This is a genomic window from Nocardia wallacei (assembly GCF_014466955.1).
GTDB classification, from domain to species: Bacteria; Actinomycetota; Actinomycetes; order Mycobacteriales; family Mycobacteriaceae; genus Nocardia; species Nocardia wallacei.
In genome coordinates, this window is record NZ_AP023396.1 from 6,085,100 (window position 1) to 6,100,272 (window position 15,173).

General features: G+C 68.8%; 17 protein-coding genes. 9 read left to right on the plus strand and 8 right to left on the minus strand.

Translation table 11 applies throughout. The features are described 5' to 3' along the window. Positions 1-4: 4 nt before the first annotated feature. On the minus strand, positions 5-445 hold the full coding sequence (locus NWFMUON74_RS26965) for a MarR family winged helix-turn-helix transcriptional regulator (protein ID WP_187684568.1): 441 nt from the start codon (positions 443-445) through the stop codon (positions 5-7). 99 nt (positions 446-544) lie between these two features. On the opposite strand from NWFMUON74_RS26965, the gene NWFMUON74_RS26970 reads away from it, so the two are divergent. Continuing rightward, positions 545-1,978 (plus strand): MFS transporter, encoded by a 1,434-nt coding sequence (locus NWFMUON74_RS26970; protein ID WP_232110615.1) that lies wholly within the window; start codon positions 545-547, stop codon positions 1,976-1,978. Positions 1,979-1,982: 4 nt separating this feature from the next. On the opposite strand, the gene NWFMUON74_RS26975 is transcribed toward NWFMUON74_RS26970, so the two are convergent. Continuing rightward, positions 1,983-2,405 (minus strand): tautomerase family protein, encoded by a 423-nt coding sequence (locus tag NWFMUON74_RS26975; protein WP_187684569.1) that lies wholly within the window; start codon positions 2,403-2,405, stop codon positions 1,983-1,985. Between the two features lie 43 nt (positions 2,406-2,448). Further along, positions 2,449-3,150 carry an SDR family oxidoreductase gene (locus tag NWFMUON74_RS26980; RefSeq protein ID WP_187684570.1) on the minus strand — a complete coding sequence of 234 codons (702 nt, stop codon included), beginning with the start codon at positions 3,148-3,150 and terminating at the stop codon, positions 2,449-2,451. Between the two features lie 122 nt (positions 3,151-3,272). Here NWFMUON74_RS26980 and NWFMUON74_RS26985 point away from each other — a divergent pair, with 122 nt between their 5' ends. Beyond that, entirely contained in the window at positions 3,273-3,848 is a 576-nt protein-coding gene (locus NWFMUON74_RS26985) for a TetR/AcrR family transcriptional regulator (RefSeq protein ID WP_187684571.1), read from the plus strand. 33 nt (positions 3,849-3,881) lie between these two features. Here the strand turns inward: NWFMUON74_RS26985 and NWFMUON74_RS26990 are convergent, their stop codons facing one another. The 3 genes from NWFMUON74_RS26990 to NWFMUON74_RS27000 all read right to left on the minus strand — a co-directional run bounded on the left by NWFMUON74_RS26990 (position 3,882) and on the right by NWFMUON74_RS27000 (position 5,862). Beyond that, positions 3,882-4,376 (minus strand): hypothetical protein, encoded by a 495-nt coding sequence (locus tag NWFMUON74_RS26990; protein ID WP_187684572.1) that lies wholly within the window; start codon positions 4,374-4,376, stop codon positions 3,882-3,884. Positions 4,377-4,559: 183 nt separating this feature from the next. Further along, positions 4,560-5,315, minus strand: a complete 756-nt coding sequence (locus NWFMUON74_RS26995) for a class I SAM-dependent methyltransferase (RefSeq protein ID WP_187684573.1) — start codon at positions 5,313-5,315, stop codon at positions 4,560-4,562. 127 nt (positions 5,316-5,442) lie between these two features. Next, positions 5,443-5,862, minus strand: coding sequence for a hypothetical protein (locus NWFMUON74_RS27000; protein WP_187684574.1), 420 nt, complete (start codon positions 5,860-5,862; stop codon positions 5,443-5,445). A gap of 157 nt (positions 5,863-6,019) precedes the next feature. Here NWFMUON74_RS27000 and NWFMUON74_RS27005 point away from each other — a divergent pair, with 157 nt between their 5' ends. The 5 genes from NWFMUON74_RS27005 to NWFMUON74_RS27025 all read left to right on the plus strand — a co-directional run bounded on the left by NWFMUON74_RS27005 (position 6,020) and on the right by NWFMUON74_RS27025 (position 11,511). Then, positions 6,020-8,323 (plus strand): FdhF/YdeP family oxidoreductase, encoded by a 2,304-nt coding sequence (locus tag NWFMUON74_RS27005; protein WP_187684575.1) that lies wholly within the window; start codon positions 6,020-6,022, stop codon positions 8,321-8,323. A gap of 19 nt (positions 8,324-8,342) precedes the next feature. After that, on the plus strand, positions 8,343-9,194 hold the full coding sequence (gene fdhD, locus NWFMUON74_RS27010) for a formate dehydrogenase accessory sulfurtransferase FdhD (RefSeq protein ID WP_187684576.1): 852 nt from the start codon (positions 8,343-8,345) through the stop codon (positions 9,192-9,194). 28 nt (positions 9,195-9,222) lie between these two features. Beyond that, entirely contained in the window at positions 9,223-9,603 is a 381-nt protein-coding gene (locus tag NWFMUON74_RS27015) for a nuclear transport factor 2 family protein (protein WP_187684577.1), read from the plus strand. A 122-nt stretch (positions 9,604-9,725) separates the two neighbouring features. After that, complete coding sequence (locus NWFMUON74_RS27020) at positions 9,726-10,886, plus strand: class II histone deacetylase (RefSeq protein ID WP_187684578.1); 1,161 nt, start codon at positions 9,726-9,728, stop codon at positions 10,884-10,886. A 94-nt stretch (positions 10,887-10,980) separates the two neighbouring features. After that, on the plus strand, positions 10,981-11,511 hold the full coding sequence (locus NWFMUON74_RS27025) for a hypothetical protein (RefSeq protein ID WP_187684579.1): 531 nt from the start codon (positions 10,981-10,983) through the stop codon (positions 11,509-11,511). Positions 11,512-11,745: 234 nt separating this feature from the next. On the opposite strand, the gene NWFMUON74_RS27030 is transcribed toward NWFMUON74_RS27025, so the two are convergent. Then, the gene (locus tag NWFMUON74_RS27030; RefSeq protein WP_187684580.1) at positions 11,746-12,204 is read right to left on the minus strand and encodes a MarR family winged helix-turn-helix transcriptional regulator; all 459 of its coding nucleotides are present in this window, start codon (positions 12,202-12,204) and stop codon (positions 11,746-11,748) included. Between the two features lie 68 nt (positions 12,205-12,272). Between NWFMUON74_RS27030 and NWFMUON74_RS27035 the strand changes: the two genes are divergently transcribed. Both NWFMUON74_RS27035 and NWFMUON74_RS27040 read left to right on the plus strand, forming a co-directional pair. After that, the gene (locus tag NWFMUON74_RS27035; RefSeq protein WP_187684581.1) at positions 12,273-12,866 is read left to right on the plus strand and encodes a TIGR03086 family metal-binding protein; all 594 of its coding nucleotides are present in this window, start codon (positions 12,273-12,275) and stop codon (positions 12,864-12,866) included. A 155-nt stretch (positions 12,867-13,021) separates the two neighbouring features. Beyond that, a complete protein-coding gene (locus NWFMUON74_RS27040; RefSeq protein ID WP_187684582.1) occupies positions 13,022-13,594 on the plus strand; it encodes a carboxymuconolactone decarboxylase family protein in 573 nt (190 codons plus the stop codon). A gap of 79 nt (positions 13,595-13,673) precedes the next feature. Here NWFMUON74_RS27040 and clpX read toward each other — a convergent pair whose 3' ends face one another. Then, positions 13,674-14,954: an ATP-dependent Clp protease ATP-binding subunit ClpX gene (gene clpX, locus NWFMUON74_RS27045; RefSeq protein WP_187684583.1), complete on the minus strand. Its 1,281-nt coding sequence runs from the start codon at positions 14,952-14,954 to the stop codon at positions 13,674-13,676. Positions 14,955-15,173: the final 219 nt, after the last annotated feature.

Below are 15,173 nucleotides of genomic sequence, written 5' to 3' on the forward strand. Positions count from 1 at the left end.
CCGGTCAGTCCGCGTCCGCCTCCAGCTTGGGCACCAGGCGCTCCAGCATGCCCTCGAGCAGCCGCTCCTCCGCGGGCGACAGCTCGGCGAGCGCCTGGTAGGCGCGCACCTGCGCGCCGCGAATCCGCTCGGCCAGTTCGCGGCCCGCGTCCGTCGCGGCCAGGTACTTGACCCGCCGATCGGACGGATGCACCGTGCGCCGGACCAGGCCGCGCGACTCCATCCGGTCGGCGACCCCGGTCAGATTCGACGGGTCGCACGCCAGCCGCCCGGCCAGCACCCGCATGGGTAGTTCGGCCGGCGGCTCGTTGAGCGCCAGCAGCAGCTTCGCCTGCGTCAGCGTGAGCCCGTGGCCCTCGGCCGCGGTGAGGAAATCGTGCAGGTACGCGGACACGAATCGCGAGATCAGCACCGCGAGCGCACTCTGCGTTGTGCCCGGTGTCATTGCACCGATCCTACCGCCACGATTGACAACCGCGATCTTTGAGCCCTTAGATGCTTGAAGACTTCAAACATATCTTGCTTCAAGCTTCTGGAGGTGTCCGTGGCCGCACGCAACGGCTCGCTGCTGACCGGCATCCTGGCCTTCGCGGCGATGATCGTGACGGTGATGCAGACCCAGGCCGTGCCGATCCTCGGCCTGATCGCCACCGACCTCGGCGTATCGACCACCTCGGTGAGCTGGGTGACGACCGCGACGCTGCTGTCGGCGGCCGTGTGCACGCCGCTGCTGGGCCGCGTCGGCGACCTGTACGGCAAGAAACCGACGCTGCTGGGCGTGCTGGCGGTGGCCGCGGTCGGCTCGGCCGTCTCCGCGCTGGCCGGATCGCTCGGCATGCTGCTGGCCGGAAGGACGCTGCAGGGCGTCGCGACGGCGATCTTCCCGCTGGCACTGGCCATGCTGCGCGAAGAGATTCCGGCCGCGCGGCTGCATCACGCGATGGCCATCGTGAGCGGCACGCTCGGCTTCGGCGGCGGTCTGGGACTCGTCGCCACCGGCCTGCTCACCAAGGGCAGCGATCCGGACTACCACGTCGTGTTCTGGTTCACCGCCGGGCTTTCCGTGCTCGCGCTGCTCGCCGCCGCGATCGCGGTACCGGCCACCGGCGTGCGACACCCGGGCAGCGTGGACCTGCCCGGCGCGGGCACGCTGGGCGGATTCCTGATCCTGCTCCTCCTACCGATCTCGCAGGGTCACGAGTGGGGCTGGACTTCGGCCGCGACGCTGGGCTGCCTCGCCGCGTCGGCCGCGCTCGCGGTGCTGTGGGTGGTCACCGAGCGGAAGGTGGCGGCGCCGCTGGTGGATCTGCGGATGTTCACCCATCGTCCGGTGCTGTTCACCAACCTCGCCGGGATGTTCGTCGGTTTCACGATGTTCCTGCTGTTCATGGGCATCTCGTATCTGGCCCAGATGCCGCAGCACGTCACCGGGTACGGCTTCGAGGCCTCCATCCTGCGGGCGTCGGTGGAGTATCTGCTGCCGACCGCGCTGGCGTCGATGGTGGCGGCGCCGGTCGGCGGCATCCTGGTCGGGCGGCTGGGCGGGCGGCCGGTGCTCGTACTCGCCGGACTGGTCGGCGTCGCCGGATTCGCCTGGCTGGCGCTCGCGCACGCCGCCGCGGCCTCGGTGATCGGGGGCGGTGTGGTGGTCGGTGTGGCGATCAGCCTCGCCTACGCGGCCATGCCCGCGCTCATCGCGGGTGCGGTGCCGCACCATCAGAGCGGCATCGCCAACGGGATCAACTCCATCTCCCGGACGGTCGGCAGTTCGCTGGGCAGCGCCGTCATCACGACCCTGCTGACCGCGAAGCTGCTCCCCCGGCTGCCGCTGCCCGCCGAGGGACAGTTCACCATCGCCTTCTGGGTGGGCGCGGGCGCTTGTGCCGCAACGGTTCTCGCCGCGCTGGCCGGTCTGCGTCCGGAGTCGCGCGATGAGTTCGCCGAGACACCGGCGGCGGAGGTCGCGGCCGTGCGGTAGCCGCTCAGTACGGGGCGGGCTTGTTCGTTCGCGCCCACTCCTTTTCGGCGTCGGTGCCGGGGCCGGGCGGGAACAGTCCGGCGATCATCCAGAGATCGCGCGGCGACTCGTAGGTGTGGAACTCCCAGTGCAGTCCGCGATCTCGGGTGTAGGGCTCCATGACGGCGTTGAGTCGAGCGGTGGAGCGCCTGCGTAGTTCCGGGTCGTCCAGGTGACGCGCCAGGTGTTCCACGACGATTCGTACCGTATCGGCCGCGGGTCGCCCGCCGACGTAGAACGCGGACCGCGGGACCTCCTCGAACAGCACGACCACGTAGAAGGCGGGCAGTCCGAAGCCGGTGTACAGCTCGGTGACGTCCGCCGCGAAATCCTGTCTGTCCTGCTCCGAGTAAGTGTTCGCGGGATGGTAGATGCGCCACAGTGGCATGGGGGTGTCCTCTCGTGTGCACGGAATCCGTTGCGCGACAGCGTCAGCGGGCGATCCGGAGGGTGAGGTTCTCCACCGGTCCGGCCAGCGCCGCCTTCACCCGCCTCGTCACCTCGTCGACCAACACCTCGGTGTCACCGGCCTCGACACCGTCGAATACGGCCGCGGCCACTCGGCTCGGATCGATCTTGTCGACCGCCAGCTGCCGGACCATATCGGTATCGGCGAAGCCGAGATGCACCCCGACCACCTGGGTCCCCTGGGCGGCCAGTTCCAGCCGCAGCGAGTTGGTGAGCGACCAGAGCGCCGCCTTGGACGCGCCGTACGCCGCCGCGCCCGCGCCCCACGACAGGACCGAATGAATGTCCACCAGCGCACCCCCGCCCTTGGCCGCCAGCACCGGCGCGAACGCCTGGGCGACTCGCAGCGGGCCGAAGACGTTGGTATCGAAAGTCGCTACGACATCGGACATTTCGGCCGTCAGCAGCGGCGCCGGATGCAGCACGCCCGCATTGTTGACGACGATCTCGGCGTCACTCGCGCGCGCCGCCGCGGCCGCCACGGACGTCGGATCGGTGACATCCAGAGCGAACGATTCGACCCGGGGATCGTCGGCGGGGCCGGGCTCGCGCGCGGTCGCGTAGACCTTGGCGGCACCGCGGCGCAGCAGTTCGTCGACGAACGCCTGCCCGAGTCCGCGCCGGCCACCGGTCACCAGCGCGACCGCGCCCTCGATTGTGCTCATGTGTCATCTCTTCCGCGTCGTAGTAGATTTTTAGATTATGTCCATCATCTAACTGGATGCGCAAGACTGGAGGCGCCGATCGCATGCAGTGGGCGTGCGACGGCTCGACGGAAGGGGTAGGCGTGCCGAGAACGTCTCGGGCACAGGCGGAATCGCATCGCAGGGAGGTACTCGACGCCGCGGCGGCACGGGTGCGTGAACGCGGCACGGCCGCGGTGACCGTGCCCGAGGTGATGGCGGCCGCCGGGCTGACGCACGGCGGCTTCTACCGCCATTTCGACTCCAAGGACGACCTGATCGCCCAGGCGTGCACGGCGGCGTACGCCGAGAAGATCCGCGAGATGGAGCAGATCCGGGCCGCCAGCGCGGACGAGGCGGCGGCCCGGCGCGCGTTCATCGCCCGGTACCTGTCTGCCACCCACCGTGACGCCGCCGGGCGCGGATGCGGGATCGCCGCCCTGGCCGGGGATGTCGGGCGCGCAGAGCCGGACAGCCCGCTACGGCGCGCCTATCTCGACGGCATCCGCAATATGCTGGGCAAGCTCGCCGAATACGGCGAACGCCCCGCCGACGACCGCGCGGTTCTCGTCGAGTTGTCGGTGCTGGCCGGCGCCCTCCTGCTCTCCCGTGCCACCGCCGGCGACGAGCTGTCACAGGAGATCCTCGACGCGGCCAGGGAGTTCCTGCTCGACAGATGACCAGGCGTTACCCGCACCGAATCCGCCGCATCGTCAGTCGGATTCGCGCAGGCCCAGGTCTTTCTCGGCGTGGAGTAGGGCGAGGACGTCGAAGCCGGAGTGCAGCATCTCGTCGACGCCGACGTCGTCGGAACGCTGGTGCAGGTAGGCCAGGGCCTCGAGCGCCGTCTCGCTGCCCGCCACGCGCAGCGCTTCGGCGCGGCTGACCGGTCCGTCACCGCAGTTCTGGTGGATGACGTAGGCGTACAGGATGCGGCGGACGTCCTGCTGGACCTCGGTCGCCTTCAGGTAGGTGTTGATCTCCGCGGCTGCGGCGGTGCGGGAACCGTCGGACTCCACGACCGTGGCCGTATAGGTGTAGTTCCGTTCCGATTTGGTCCAGCGCGCGCCGGTCAGATGTCCGGTCCGGAAGCCCACATCCGCGAGCCGCTCGGCGATCTGTAACGGATCCTCGGAGCGCAGATAGCCGGCAGCCGGCTCATCGAGCCCCGCCCGCTGCGGGTACGCCTCGTAGACGACCTTGATCACGAGGCAACCCTAACCGACACCACCCCCACGAACGCCCCGCCTGCACAACCTCGGTCATCCCCCCAGCACCACACCCGCTTTCCCCACCCTCCCCCACCCGAAATCCCACGGGCACCGCACCCACCACCAACGCCGTGGTGCCCCATGCCGACCGAAGGCTGACCCCCGACGGATACATCGCCGCTAGGGTTTTCGGGCCTCGATGAGGGTGCGGGAGGAGTGGGCCAGGAAGGGGCCTTGTTGTTCGATCAGGTTGTGCAGGGTGTGGAGACGGGTGCGGTGGGAGTCGACGGTGAAGCCGGGGACGATCCAGATCACCTTGCGCAGGAAGTAGACGATCGCGCCGATGTCGTGGAACTCCATGCGCAGCCGCTCGTGCCGCTGGTCCACGACCTCGAGCCCGGCCGCGCGGGCCGCCGCGGCCTCGTCGTCGGGGTGGCGCTCGCGGCGGGCCTCGGGTTGCGGTCCGAGGAAATACTCGACCAGCTCGAACACGCTGGCCGGGCCGACGTGCTGGGCGAAATAGGTGCCGCCGGGCCGGAGCACCCGGGCGATCTCGTGCCAGTGGACGGTCGCCGGATGTCGGCTGGTCACGAGGTCGAATGCCGCGTCGGCGAACGGCAGCGGGGGTTCGTCCGGGTCGGCGACCACCACGGCGCCCCGCGGGTGCAGGAGCGCGGTGGCCTTCGCGATGTTCGGCGGCCACGACTCGGTGGCGACCATCGTCGGCGGGAACACGGCCGCTTCGGCGAGGACTTCACCGCCGCCGGTCTGGATATCCAGTGCGGCCGTCGCGCTCGCGAGCCGCGCGCTCATCGCGCGCTGATAGCCCCAGGACGGACGCTGTTCGGTAGCCCGCCCGGCCAGCCAGGAGAAGTCCCACCCCGCCACCGGTGCCGCTTCCGCCTCCGCCAGTAGGTCGTCGAATGTCCGGTCCATGCCCGCGCATTCTGCCGACAACTCGGCCGGGTTTCGAATGAATTCCCCACTACCGGTGCCGGGGGGTGTGGGGATTCTCCGGATCGGACCGAGTCGGTGATCGCGGCCGCCGCCGTCGATCCCCGGGCTAACCGCCGAAGACGCCGCAGCCGAATCCGAGCGGGACGCCCTGGCCGACGCGCAGGCCCAGCGGGGCGGGCGGCAGTTCGGCGGGCTGGCCGTCCTGGACCGCGGTCAGCGTGTGCGGGCCCTGGGTGGCGGGGACCCATCCGGCCAGCGCGTAGGCGCCGGCGGGCCGGACCCGGGCGACGGGAACTCCGTTGTCGTAGAAGGTGACCGGGGCCGCGGGGTCGTCCACGAACGCCTGCAGGGTGTAGCGGCAACCGGTGCCGTAGTTCGTCGCGCGGCCGACGCTCAGATCGGGTGTGGCGCCGAGCCTGGTCACCGACGCGTCGGCGGGCTGGGCCGCCAGCAGTCCGAACGCCGCGGCGGCGACGGCTCCCGCGGCGACCGTGCTCGCCCGGCGGGCCGGAGTCCTCGAAATCATGTGCATAGTTCCTCGTCGTATCGGGTGCTCGCTGCGCGGTACCCGGCACCCTACCGCGTAAGCTCGACCACCTGGGACGGTTTGTGCCGCCACTGGTCCCCGCCGGTCACCACCGGTCGATCGACGGATCCGTCGTAGGCAGGAGGACGAGACAGTCATGCATCGCAAGGCGCCGACACAGGACATCGACGAAGCCGAACTCACCGTCACCCCGCCCGAACACGAGGCGGCCGGACTCACCGCGGTCGCGGTCGCGCTGAATCGCGGTGTCGAGGAGATGGGCCTGATCCGTACCGGCCGCACCCTCGCCCGCCTCAACCAGCGCGCCGGTTTCGACTGCCCCAGCTGTGCGTGGCCCGACCCCACCGGCCCCCGCCGGGTCGCCGAATTCTGCGAGAACGGCGCCAAGGCCGTCGCCGAAGAGGCCACCCTGCGCACGGTGACACCGGAGTTCTTCGCCACGCACTCGATCGCCGAGCTGGCGACCAAGTCCGGATACTGGCTCGGCCAGCAGGGCCGCATCACCGAACCCATGGTGCTGCGCCCGGGTGATACGCACTATTCCCCCATCGCGTGGGAGGAGGCGTACCGCCTGATCGCCGACACGCTGCGCGGCCTCGGCAACCCGAACGAGGCCGTGTTCTACACCTCCGGCCGCACCGCCAACGAGACGGCATTCCTGTATCAGCTGCTGGCCCGCTCGTTCGGCACCAACAATCTGCCCGACTGCTCGAACATGTGCCACGAATCCTCCGGCGCGGCGCTGACCAGCTCGATCGGCATCGGCAAGGGCTCGGTGTCGATCGACGACTTCCCCAAGGCCGACCTGATCCTCATCGCCGGGCAGAACCCGGGCACCAACCACCCCCGCATGCTCACCTCCCTGCAGCACGCGAAGAAGCACGGCGCGCGGATCGTCGCGGTCAACCCGCTGCCCGAGGCCGGGCTGCTCGGTTTCCGCGACCCACAGACCGTGCGGGGCTACACCACCGGCCAGCGCATCGCCGACGATTTCCTGCAGATCCGGCTCGGCGGCGATATGGCGCTGTTCCAGGGCCTGGGCAAGCTGCTGCTGGAGGCGGAGGACCGCGCCCCCGGCACCGTCGTCGACCGCGCCTTCGTGGACGGCCACACCGCGGGTTACGACGCCTACGAAAAGCATGTGCGCGCCGTGGATCTCGATGTGGTCGAGGAGGCCACCGGCCTGACCCGCGCCGAACTCGAGCACACCGCGGCGTTGCTCGCGGAGTCGAACGCCACCATCATGTGCTGGGCGATGGGCCTGACCCAGCAGCGCTACGGCGTGCCCACCATCGAGGAGGCGACCAACCTGCTGCTGTTGCGCGGCATGATCGGCAAACCCGGTGCGGGCGTCTGCCCGGTGCGCGGTCACTCCAACGTGCAGGGCGACCGCACCATGGGCATCTGGGAGCAGATGCCCGAAACCTTCCTGACCGCATTGGATTCCGAGTTCGGCATCCGTTCTCCGCGCGAACACGGCTGGGACACTGTAGATTCCATCCGCGCGATGCGCGACGGCCGGGCGAAGGTGTTCGTCGCCATGGGCGGCAATTTCGTCTCGGCCACCCCCGACACCGAGGTCACCGAGGCCGCGCTGCGCGGCTGCGAGCTGACCGTGCACGTCTCGACCAAGCTCAACCGCAGCCACGTGGTGCACGGCCGGACCGCGCTCGTTCTGCCCACGCTCGGCCGCACCGATGCGGACATATCCCCCGACGGCGCCACACAGCGTGTCTCGGTGGAGGATTCGATGTCGATGGTGCATCTGTCGACCGGCCGGTTGCGGCCGGTCAGCTCCCAGCTGCGCAGCGAGGTCGCGATCGTGTGCGAACTCGCGCGCGAACTGTTCGGCCCCGCACACCCGGTGCCGTGGGACGAGTTCCGGCGCGACTACGACCGCATCCGCGACGCCATCGCCCGGGTGGTCCCGGGCTGCGCCGACTACAACGCGAAGGTGCGGCAGCGCAACGGCTTCCAATTGCCGCACCCACCGCGCGACGCCCGCGAATTCCGCACCGCCACCGGCAAGGCCAATTTCGCGGTCAACGAGCTGCGCTGGCTGCCGGTGCCCGAGGGCCGGTTGATCCTGCAGACCCTGCGCAGCCACGATCAGTACAACACCACCATCTACGGCCTGGACGACCGGTACCGCGGCATCCATCACGGCCGCAAGGTGGTCCTGGTGAACCCCGCCGACATCACCGCGCTCGGCTTCGCCGACGGCGACCTGGTGGATCTGGTCTCGGAGTGGACCGACGGCATCGAACGCCGCGTCGAGGGGTTCCGGCTGGTCGGCTACTCCACCCCGCGTGGCAACGCCGCCGCGTACTATCCCGAAACCAATCCCCTCGTGCCGCTGGACCACGTCGCGGAACGATCGAACACGCCGGTCTCCAAGGCGGTGACCATCCGCCTGGAACGTCATTCGCACACCCGATGAGCGACACCGAGGCCCCGCAGTGAGCAGAGTTACCGCACGCCGCAAGACACTACGACTCACGCCCGACGGCCAGATCCGCCGGCCGGACACCCTGGCCGTCGAGGAGCCCCTGGAACTGCGCGTCGACGGGCGCTCCCTCACCGTCACCATGCGCACACCCGGCAGCGACATCGATCTCGCACACGGCTTCCTGCTGGGCGAGAACATCATCGGCTCGCGCGACGACATCGTCTCGGCCCGCTACTGCGCGGGCACCGACGAGAACGGGCAGAACACCTACAACGTGCTCGATATCCAGTTGCGTACGCCCACACCGGTTCCCGCCCGCAACTTCCTCACCACCAGCGCCTGCGGCCTCTGCGGCAAGACCGCGCTCGACGAGGTCCGCACCCGCACCCGATTCCCCCTGCCCGCCACCGGCCCGCTTCTCGACACCGCCGTCCTCGCCACACTCCCCGGTGAATTGCGTTCGCGCCAATCGGTGTTCGACGCGACCGGCGGCCTGCACGCAGCGGGCCTGTTCACCGCCGACGGCGTCGCCCTCGCGGTGCGCGAGGACGTCGGGCGGCACAACGCGGTGGACAAGGTGATCGGCTGGGCGCTGCGCGAGAATCGCGTGCCCGCAACCGATCTCGTTCTGATCGTCAGCGGCCGCGCCTCCTTCGAGCTGGTGCAGAAGGCCGTCATGGCGGGGATACCCGTGCTCGGCGCCGTCTCCGCGCCCAGCTCGCTGGCCGTGGACCTGGCCGAGGAGTCCGGACTCACGCTGGCCGGATTCCTGCGCGGCGACACCATGAACATCTACACCGGGGCACATCGGCTGCGGCTGCCGGACACCGCGGCCGCGAACGGTGCTACGCTGCGCCACTAGAACACGTTTCAATTCAGTGGGAGTGTGCATGGCAGCGCAGCAGATCCGCGCGGCGGTCGAACGGTACGTGCAGCTGGTGGCCACCGGCCCGACCGCGGACATCCTGGCGCTCTATGCGCCCGACGCGATCGTGGAGGATCCCATCGGCAGCGAACCGCGCCGCGGGCACGCCGCCATCGGCGAACTCTACGACGTCCTCGCACAGGTCCAGCGGAAGACCGAACTGGACGCCGTACGCGTCAACGGCCGCCACGCCGCGGTCTCCTTCACCCTGATTACCGAAGCGGGCGGCACCCGCATGACACTGTCGCCCATCGACGTCATGGAGTTCGACGACGAGGGCCGCATCACCAGCATGCGCGCCTACTGGGGTCCCGACGACGCGAAGGTCGACCCGCTCGAGGGCTGAGAACCCACTCGGACCGGTTGCGAAGCGGTCGCCGGTGTGTCTCTATGGAGAAGCTTCGTCGGTCGATGAAGTGCGATTCACCCCGGCGGCCTGCCGCGTCGCCGGCTCCTAGGAGCTCCACCATGACAACTGGATACGTCTGGAACACCGTGTACGGGTGGGCCGACACCGGCTCGGGCAGCCTGTTCCCCTCCGACGCCACCGCCGGTCTGCAGCCGATCGGCCATCACCTCGCCCACCCCGACACCAAGCGGCGCTTCCACGAATTGGTTTCGGTCTCCGGGCTTCTGGACGAGTTGCGATCGATCCGGGCCGTCCCGGCCGGCGAGGAAGACATCCTCCGGGTACACACCCCGGAACATCTGGCGCGGATCCGGGCCGAGAGCCTGCAGCCCAAGGGCGGCGACGCCGGCGACGGCTGCTCACCGTTCGGCCGCGGCGGATACGAGATCGCGGCGCTGTCGGCGGGCGGGGCGATCGAACTGGTCAAGGCGGTCGTCGAGGGAACCGTGGACAACGGCTACGCGCTGGTGAACCCGCCCGGACATCACGCCATGCGGGCCACGGGGATGGGGTTCTGCATGTTCAACAACGTGTCCATCGCCGCGGCCTACGCCAAGGCGGTGCTGGGCCTGGAACGCGTGGCGATCGTCGACTGGGACGTCCACCACGGCAACGGAACTCAGGACATCTGGTACGAGGATCCCTCGGTGCTCACCCTGTCGATCCACCAGCACCTGTGCTTCCCGCCGCAGTCCGGTTTCCGCGAGGAGCACGGTACCGGCGCCGGACACGGATACGCGATCAACGTCCCGCTCCCGCCGGGCAGTGGCGACGCGGCCTACCTGCACGCCGTCGAGCGGGTGGTGGCCCCGGCACTGCGCGCGTTCCGGCCCGAACTCGTGCTCGTCGCATCGGGTTTCGACGCGAGCATCCTCGACCCGCTGGCCCGGCAGATGGTCACCAGCAGCGGCTTCCAGCAGCTCACCCGCGCGCTGCTCGACCTCGCCGCGCAGCTGTGCGCCGGGCGGATCGCCTTCGTCCAGGAAGGCGGCTACAGCCCGCACTACGTCCCCTTCTGCGGTGTGGCCGTACTCCGGGAGCTGCTCGGAAAGGAATATGTCGCCGACCCCTACACACCGATCGTCAGCACCCAGGGCGGCGACGTTCTGCTCGAGCACGAGGCGGCCGCCATCGAGGCCGCCGTCCCGTTGCTGACAGTGCTGACCGAGCGCGGCGGCGACCGTTCCGGCGGATCTCGCGAGCTGACCACCGCGCCCTAGTCCACCGCCCCCTTCGCCGCCCCTTGTCCACACCGAATGTCCGGTTTACGGTTGGCAGCATCCGATCTGGCGGGGCGGCGAACGGGAGGATCCCATGCGGATCTCGGTGCAGCGTGCGGGCGACAACTTGCGGGTGCGGATGCGGCTGGACGTGAACCGGCGGCGGTGGCTGATCACGACCGTCGGGCTGTGGTTGCTGACGCTGACCGGTGTGATCACCGGCCTGTGGGCGGTCGTGGCTCCGGCCGCGTGGTTTCGCGCCTATCCCGGCCTCGGGCTGAAGTGGGTGTCCGCCGACGGTCCGTTCAACCATCATCTGTCCGCCGATGTGGGCGCGTTCTTCCTGGCGCTGGCGGCCGTCTCCGCCGCGGCGCTGTACTACGCCGACAGCCTGCTCGCCCGCGCCGCCGGGCTGGGCTGGCTGGTCTTCGGGGTGCCGCACCTGATCTATCACCTGGCCCACCGACCGGACGAGATGTCCACCGCCAATTACGTTTTCAGCCTGATCGCGGCCCTGCTGCTACCCGTGCTCGGCGCCGCCGTACTCATCGCCGCACCCCGCGAGCGCGTCCAACTGCGCGACCCGGCGCCCTTCACCATCCGCCTGCCCGGCCGCAAACGCTGACGCGCGCGAGAAACTCTCGTCTGCCCGGCCGCACATATCGTCCTCGCGAGCATCTCCGGACCGGACGATGAATTCTCCCGCGCCGCGCCGTCGTAACAAGTACAGCCGCTCAGGCGATCCGGAACATACGGGATAAAGGTTCAACGGCGAACCACGGGGGATCAACGGCGATCCCCGGCAGCGGGCGCGGCCGGTACACCGGCCGTCACCGATTCCGCACCGAGATCGGCAGCGTCACGCCGAGGTGACGTCCCCGCCGACGATGTCGTCGCGTGGCAGGTCGGCGAGGGTGGCGAGGGCGCTGAGGAAGCCGCGGCGGTCGGCCGCCGACAGGCGGCTCAGCAGCCGCTCCTCCATGGCCTGGATATCGGCTTGCGCGGCAGCGGCCAGCGTGCGGCCGCGCGCCGTCACCGCGAGCAGCTTGGCCCGCCGGTCCGCCGGATCGGGCCGTCGTTCGATCAGGCCGCGCTCCTGCAGGTCGTCGAGGATCGGGATGATACGGGTCTTGTCCGCGCCGATCTCCTCCGCCAGCACCCCCTGACCGCGGGCCGGGCCACGCCCCAACGCCAGCAGCACCGAGTACGCCCACATGGTCAGCCCGTGCGAGTCCAGAATCGGCCGCTCGGCCGCCATCAGGGCGCGACCGAGCGGCGCGATCATCGCCGCCAGATCCGGACGCTCCGTCTTCGCCATGCGGACAAATCTACGTCCTCATAATAATAAGCATAGACATATTATATGCATCTGCTTATTATCTATACATGCTTGATATTCGTGAACTGAACCGGCGCGCCGTGGACTACAGCGTCGACGTCGTCTCCGCCGTGAAACCCGCCGACCTCAACCGCCCCACCCCCTGCTCGGCCTGGAGCCTCTCGGACCTGTTGTCGCACATGACAGTTCAACACCGCGGATTCGCCGCCGCGGCCCGTGGACACGGGGCGGACGCGGCCGTCTGGCAGGCCGGGCCGCCGCCCGCGGATCCCGTGGCCGAGTACGCCGCCGCGGCGGCCGATGTGATCGCCGCCTACGCCGAACCCGGAGTGCTGGAGCGTCCGTTCGCCCTGCCCGAGTTCGGTCCCGGCGTCGAGGTGCCCGGCGGCCAGGCCGTCGGCTTCCACTTCATCGACTACGTCGTGCACGGCTGGGACGTGGCACGCACCCTCGCCCTGCCGTATCGCCTCGACGACGAGCTGGCCGAACCGGCGTTGCAGATCGCCCTCGCCGTCCCCGACACCGAACAGCGCGAGCAGTCCGGTTCCCCCTTCGCCCGCGCCCTCCCGGTTCCCGACTCGGCCACCGCCCTCGACCGCATCCTGCGTTCCCTGGGCCGCTCCCCATCCTGGCCGGAGTGATCCCGGCGAAAAGCACGCCGGGAATGGAGCGGACGCACGCCGGAAATGGAGCGGACGCACATTGGAATGGCCTCGTGACCGTCTTCACACCTCCTGCCCGTCACGCTGGATCAGGGTTTCTCGTCCAAGGGGTAGTCCCCTCGGAAGGAGAGATCATGAGCAGCACCCGAATTCCCGCCGTCGCACCCGAGCAGGCGGGGCTGTTCACGCGGCTGATGTACCGGTACAGCAAGCGCCGGTTCGGTGAGGTGCCGGAGCCGTTCGCGGTCGCGGCCAACCATCCCAGGCTGCTCGCAGCCAACGCGGTGCACGAGGGCATGGTCGAAAAGGCCTGTACCGCACTGCCGTTCCACATCCAGGAGATCGCGGTCTATCGAGTGGCGTGGACGGTGGGCTGCTCCTGGTGCGTCGATTTCGGCGCCATGCTGATGCGGCTGAGCCATCTCGACATCGACAAGCTCGAGCACATCGCCGATTACGAGACCTCGCCCTCCTACAGTGACGACGAGCGCGCCGCCATCGCCTACGCCGACGCCATGACCGCCACCCCGACCACGGTCACCGACGAGCAGGTCACCGACCTGAAGAAGCGTTTCGGCACCAAGGGCGTGATGGAACTGACCTATCAGATCGCCCTGGAGAACTCACGGGCCCGCAGCTACTCGGCTCTGGGCATCACCGCCCAGGGCTTCAGCACCGATTCCTGCCGAGTCCCCTGGGCACAGTAGGGCGAATCCTCCACCGATCTCCCGGAAAAGCCGTCAGCCCACCGCAGAACAGCGGTGGGCTGACGATCGGAGGGAAGTCTCAGGCCGACTTCTCGCGGCGCTCCGGTGGCTGGCGCTTGCGGGGCACGATGGTCGGGAGCACGTTGTCGTTGACGGTGTCGGCGTTCACGACCACCTTGGCGACATCGTCGCGGCTCGGGATGTCGTACATCACCGGCAGCAGCACTTCCTCCATGATGGCGCGCAGGCCACGGGCGCCGGTACCGCGCAGGATCGCCTGATCCGCAACGGCTTCCAGCGCGTCCTGGGTGAATTCCAGGTCCACGCCGTCCATTTCGAACAGGCGGACGTACTGCTTCACCAGCGCGTTCTTCGGCTCGGACAGGATGCGCACCAGCGATTCCTTGTCCAGGTTGGTCACCGACGCGACGATCGGGAGCCGGCCGATGAACTCCGGGATCAGGCCGAACTTGATCAGATCCTCCGGCATCACCTCGGCGAAGTGATCGGCGGTGTCGATCTCGCTCTTGGAGCGCACCTCCGCGCCGAAACCGATGCCCCGCTTGCCGACCCGGTCCTGAACGATCTTCTCCAGTCCGGCGAACGCACCCGCCACGATGAACAGGACGTTGGTCGTATCGATCTGGATGAATTCCTGGTGCGGATGCTTGCGGCCACCCTGCGGCGGCACACTGGCCTGCGTGCCCTCGAGGATCTTCAGCAGCGCCTGCTGCACGCCCTCGCCCGACACGTCGCGGGTGATGGAGGGGTTCTCGCTCTTGCGGGCGATCTTGTCGACCTCGTCGATGTAGATGATGCCCGTCTCGGCACGCTTGACGTCGTAGTCGGCGGCCTGGATCAGCTTGAGCAGAATGTTCTCGACATCCTCACCGACGTAACCGGCCTCGGTCAGCGCGGTGGCGTCGGCGATCGCGAACGGCACGTTCAGCATCTTGGCCAGGGTCTGCGCGAGGTAGGTCTTGCCGCAGCCGGTGGGACCCAGCATCAGGATGTTGGACTTGGTGAGCTCGACGGGCTCGTTGCGGGAGTCGCGGCCCTTGTCCCCCGCCTGGATTCGCTTGTAGTGGTTGTACACCGCGACGGCGAGCGTGCGCTTGGCGGTGTCCTGCCCGATCACGTACTGCTCGAGGAAATCTCGGATCTCCGCGGGCTTGGGCAGCTCATCGAGCTTGACCTCGCTGGACTCGGCCAGTTCCTCCTCGATGATCTCGTTGCACAGATCGATGCACTCGTCGCAGATGTACACCCCTGGTCCCGCAATGAGCTTCTTGACCTGCTTCTGGCTCTTTCCGCAGAACGAGCACTTGAGCAGATCGCCGCCATCACCGATGCGCGCCATCTCGTGGGTCCCTACTTCCTTGTCCGCGTGCAACCGTCTGTCCAGCTGCCGACAAGCCGCCTTCCGAACAACGCTACCCGCCGCACATCGATCAATGTCCGACCCGATCGGATTTCGACGCTTCGGCAGTGTCGTTCGGGCCTTCGGCCGTGCCGTCAACCTCTGAGCAAAGGTCCCTAGAGTGACCGTACCCGGTAGATCCGACGGAGGTCGACAACT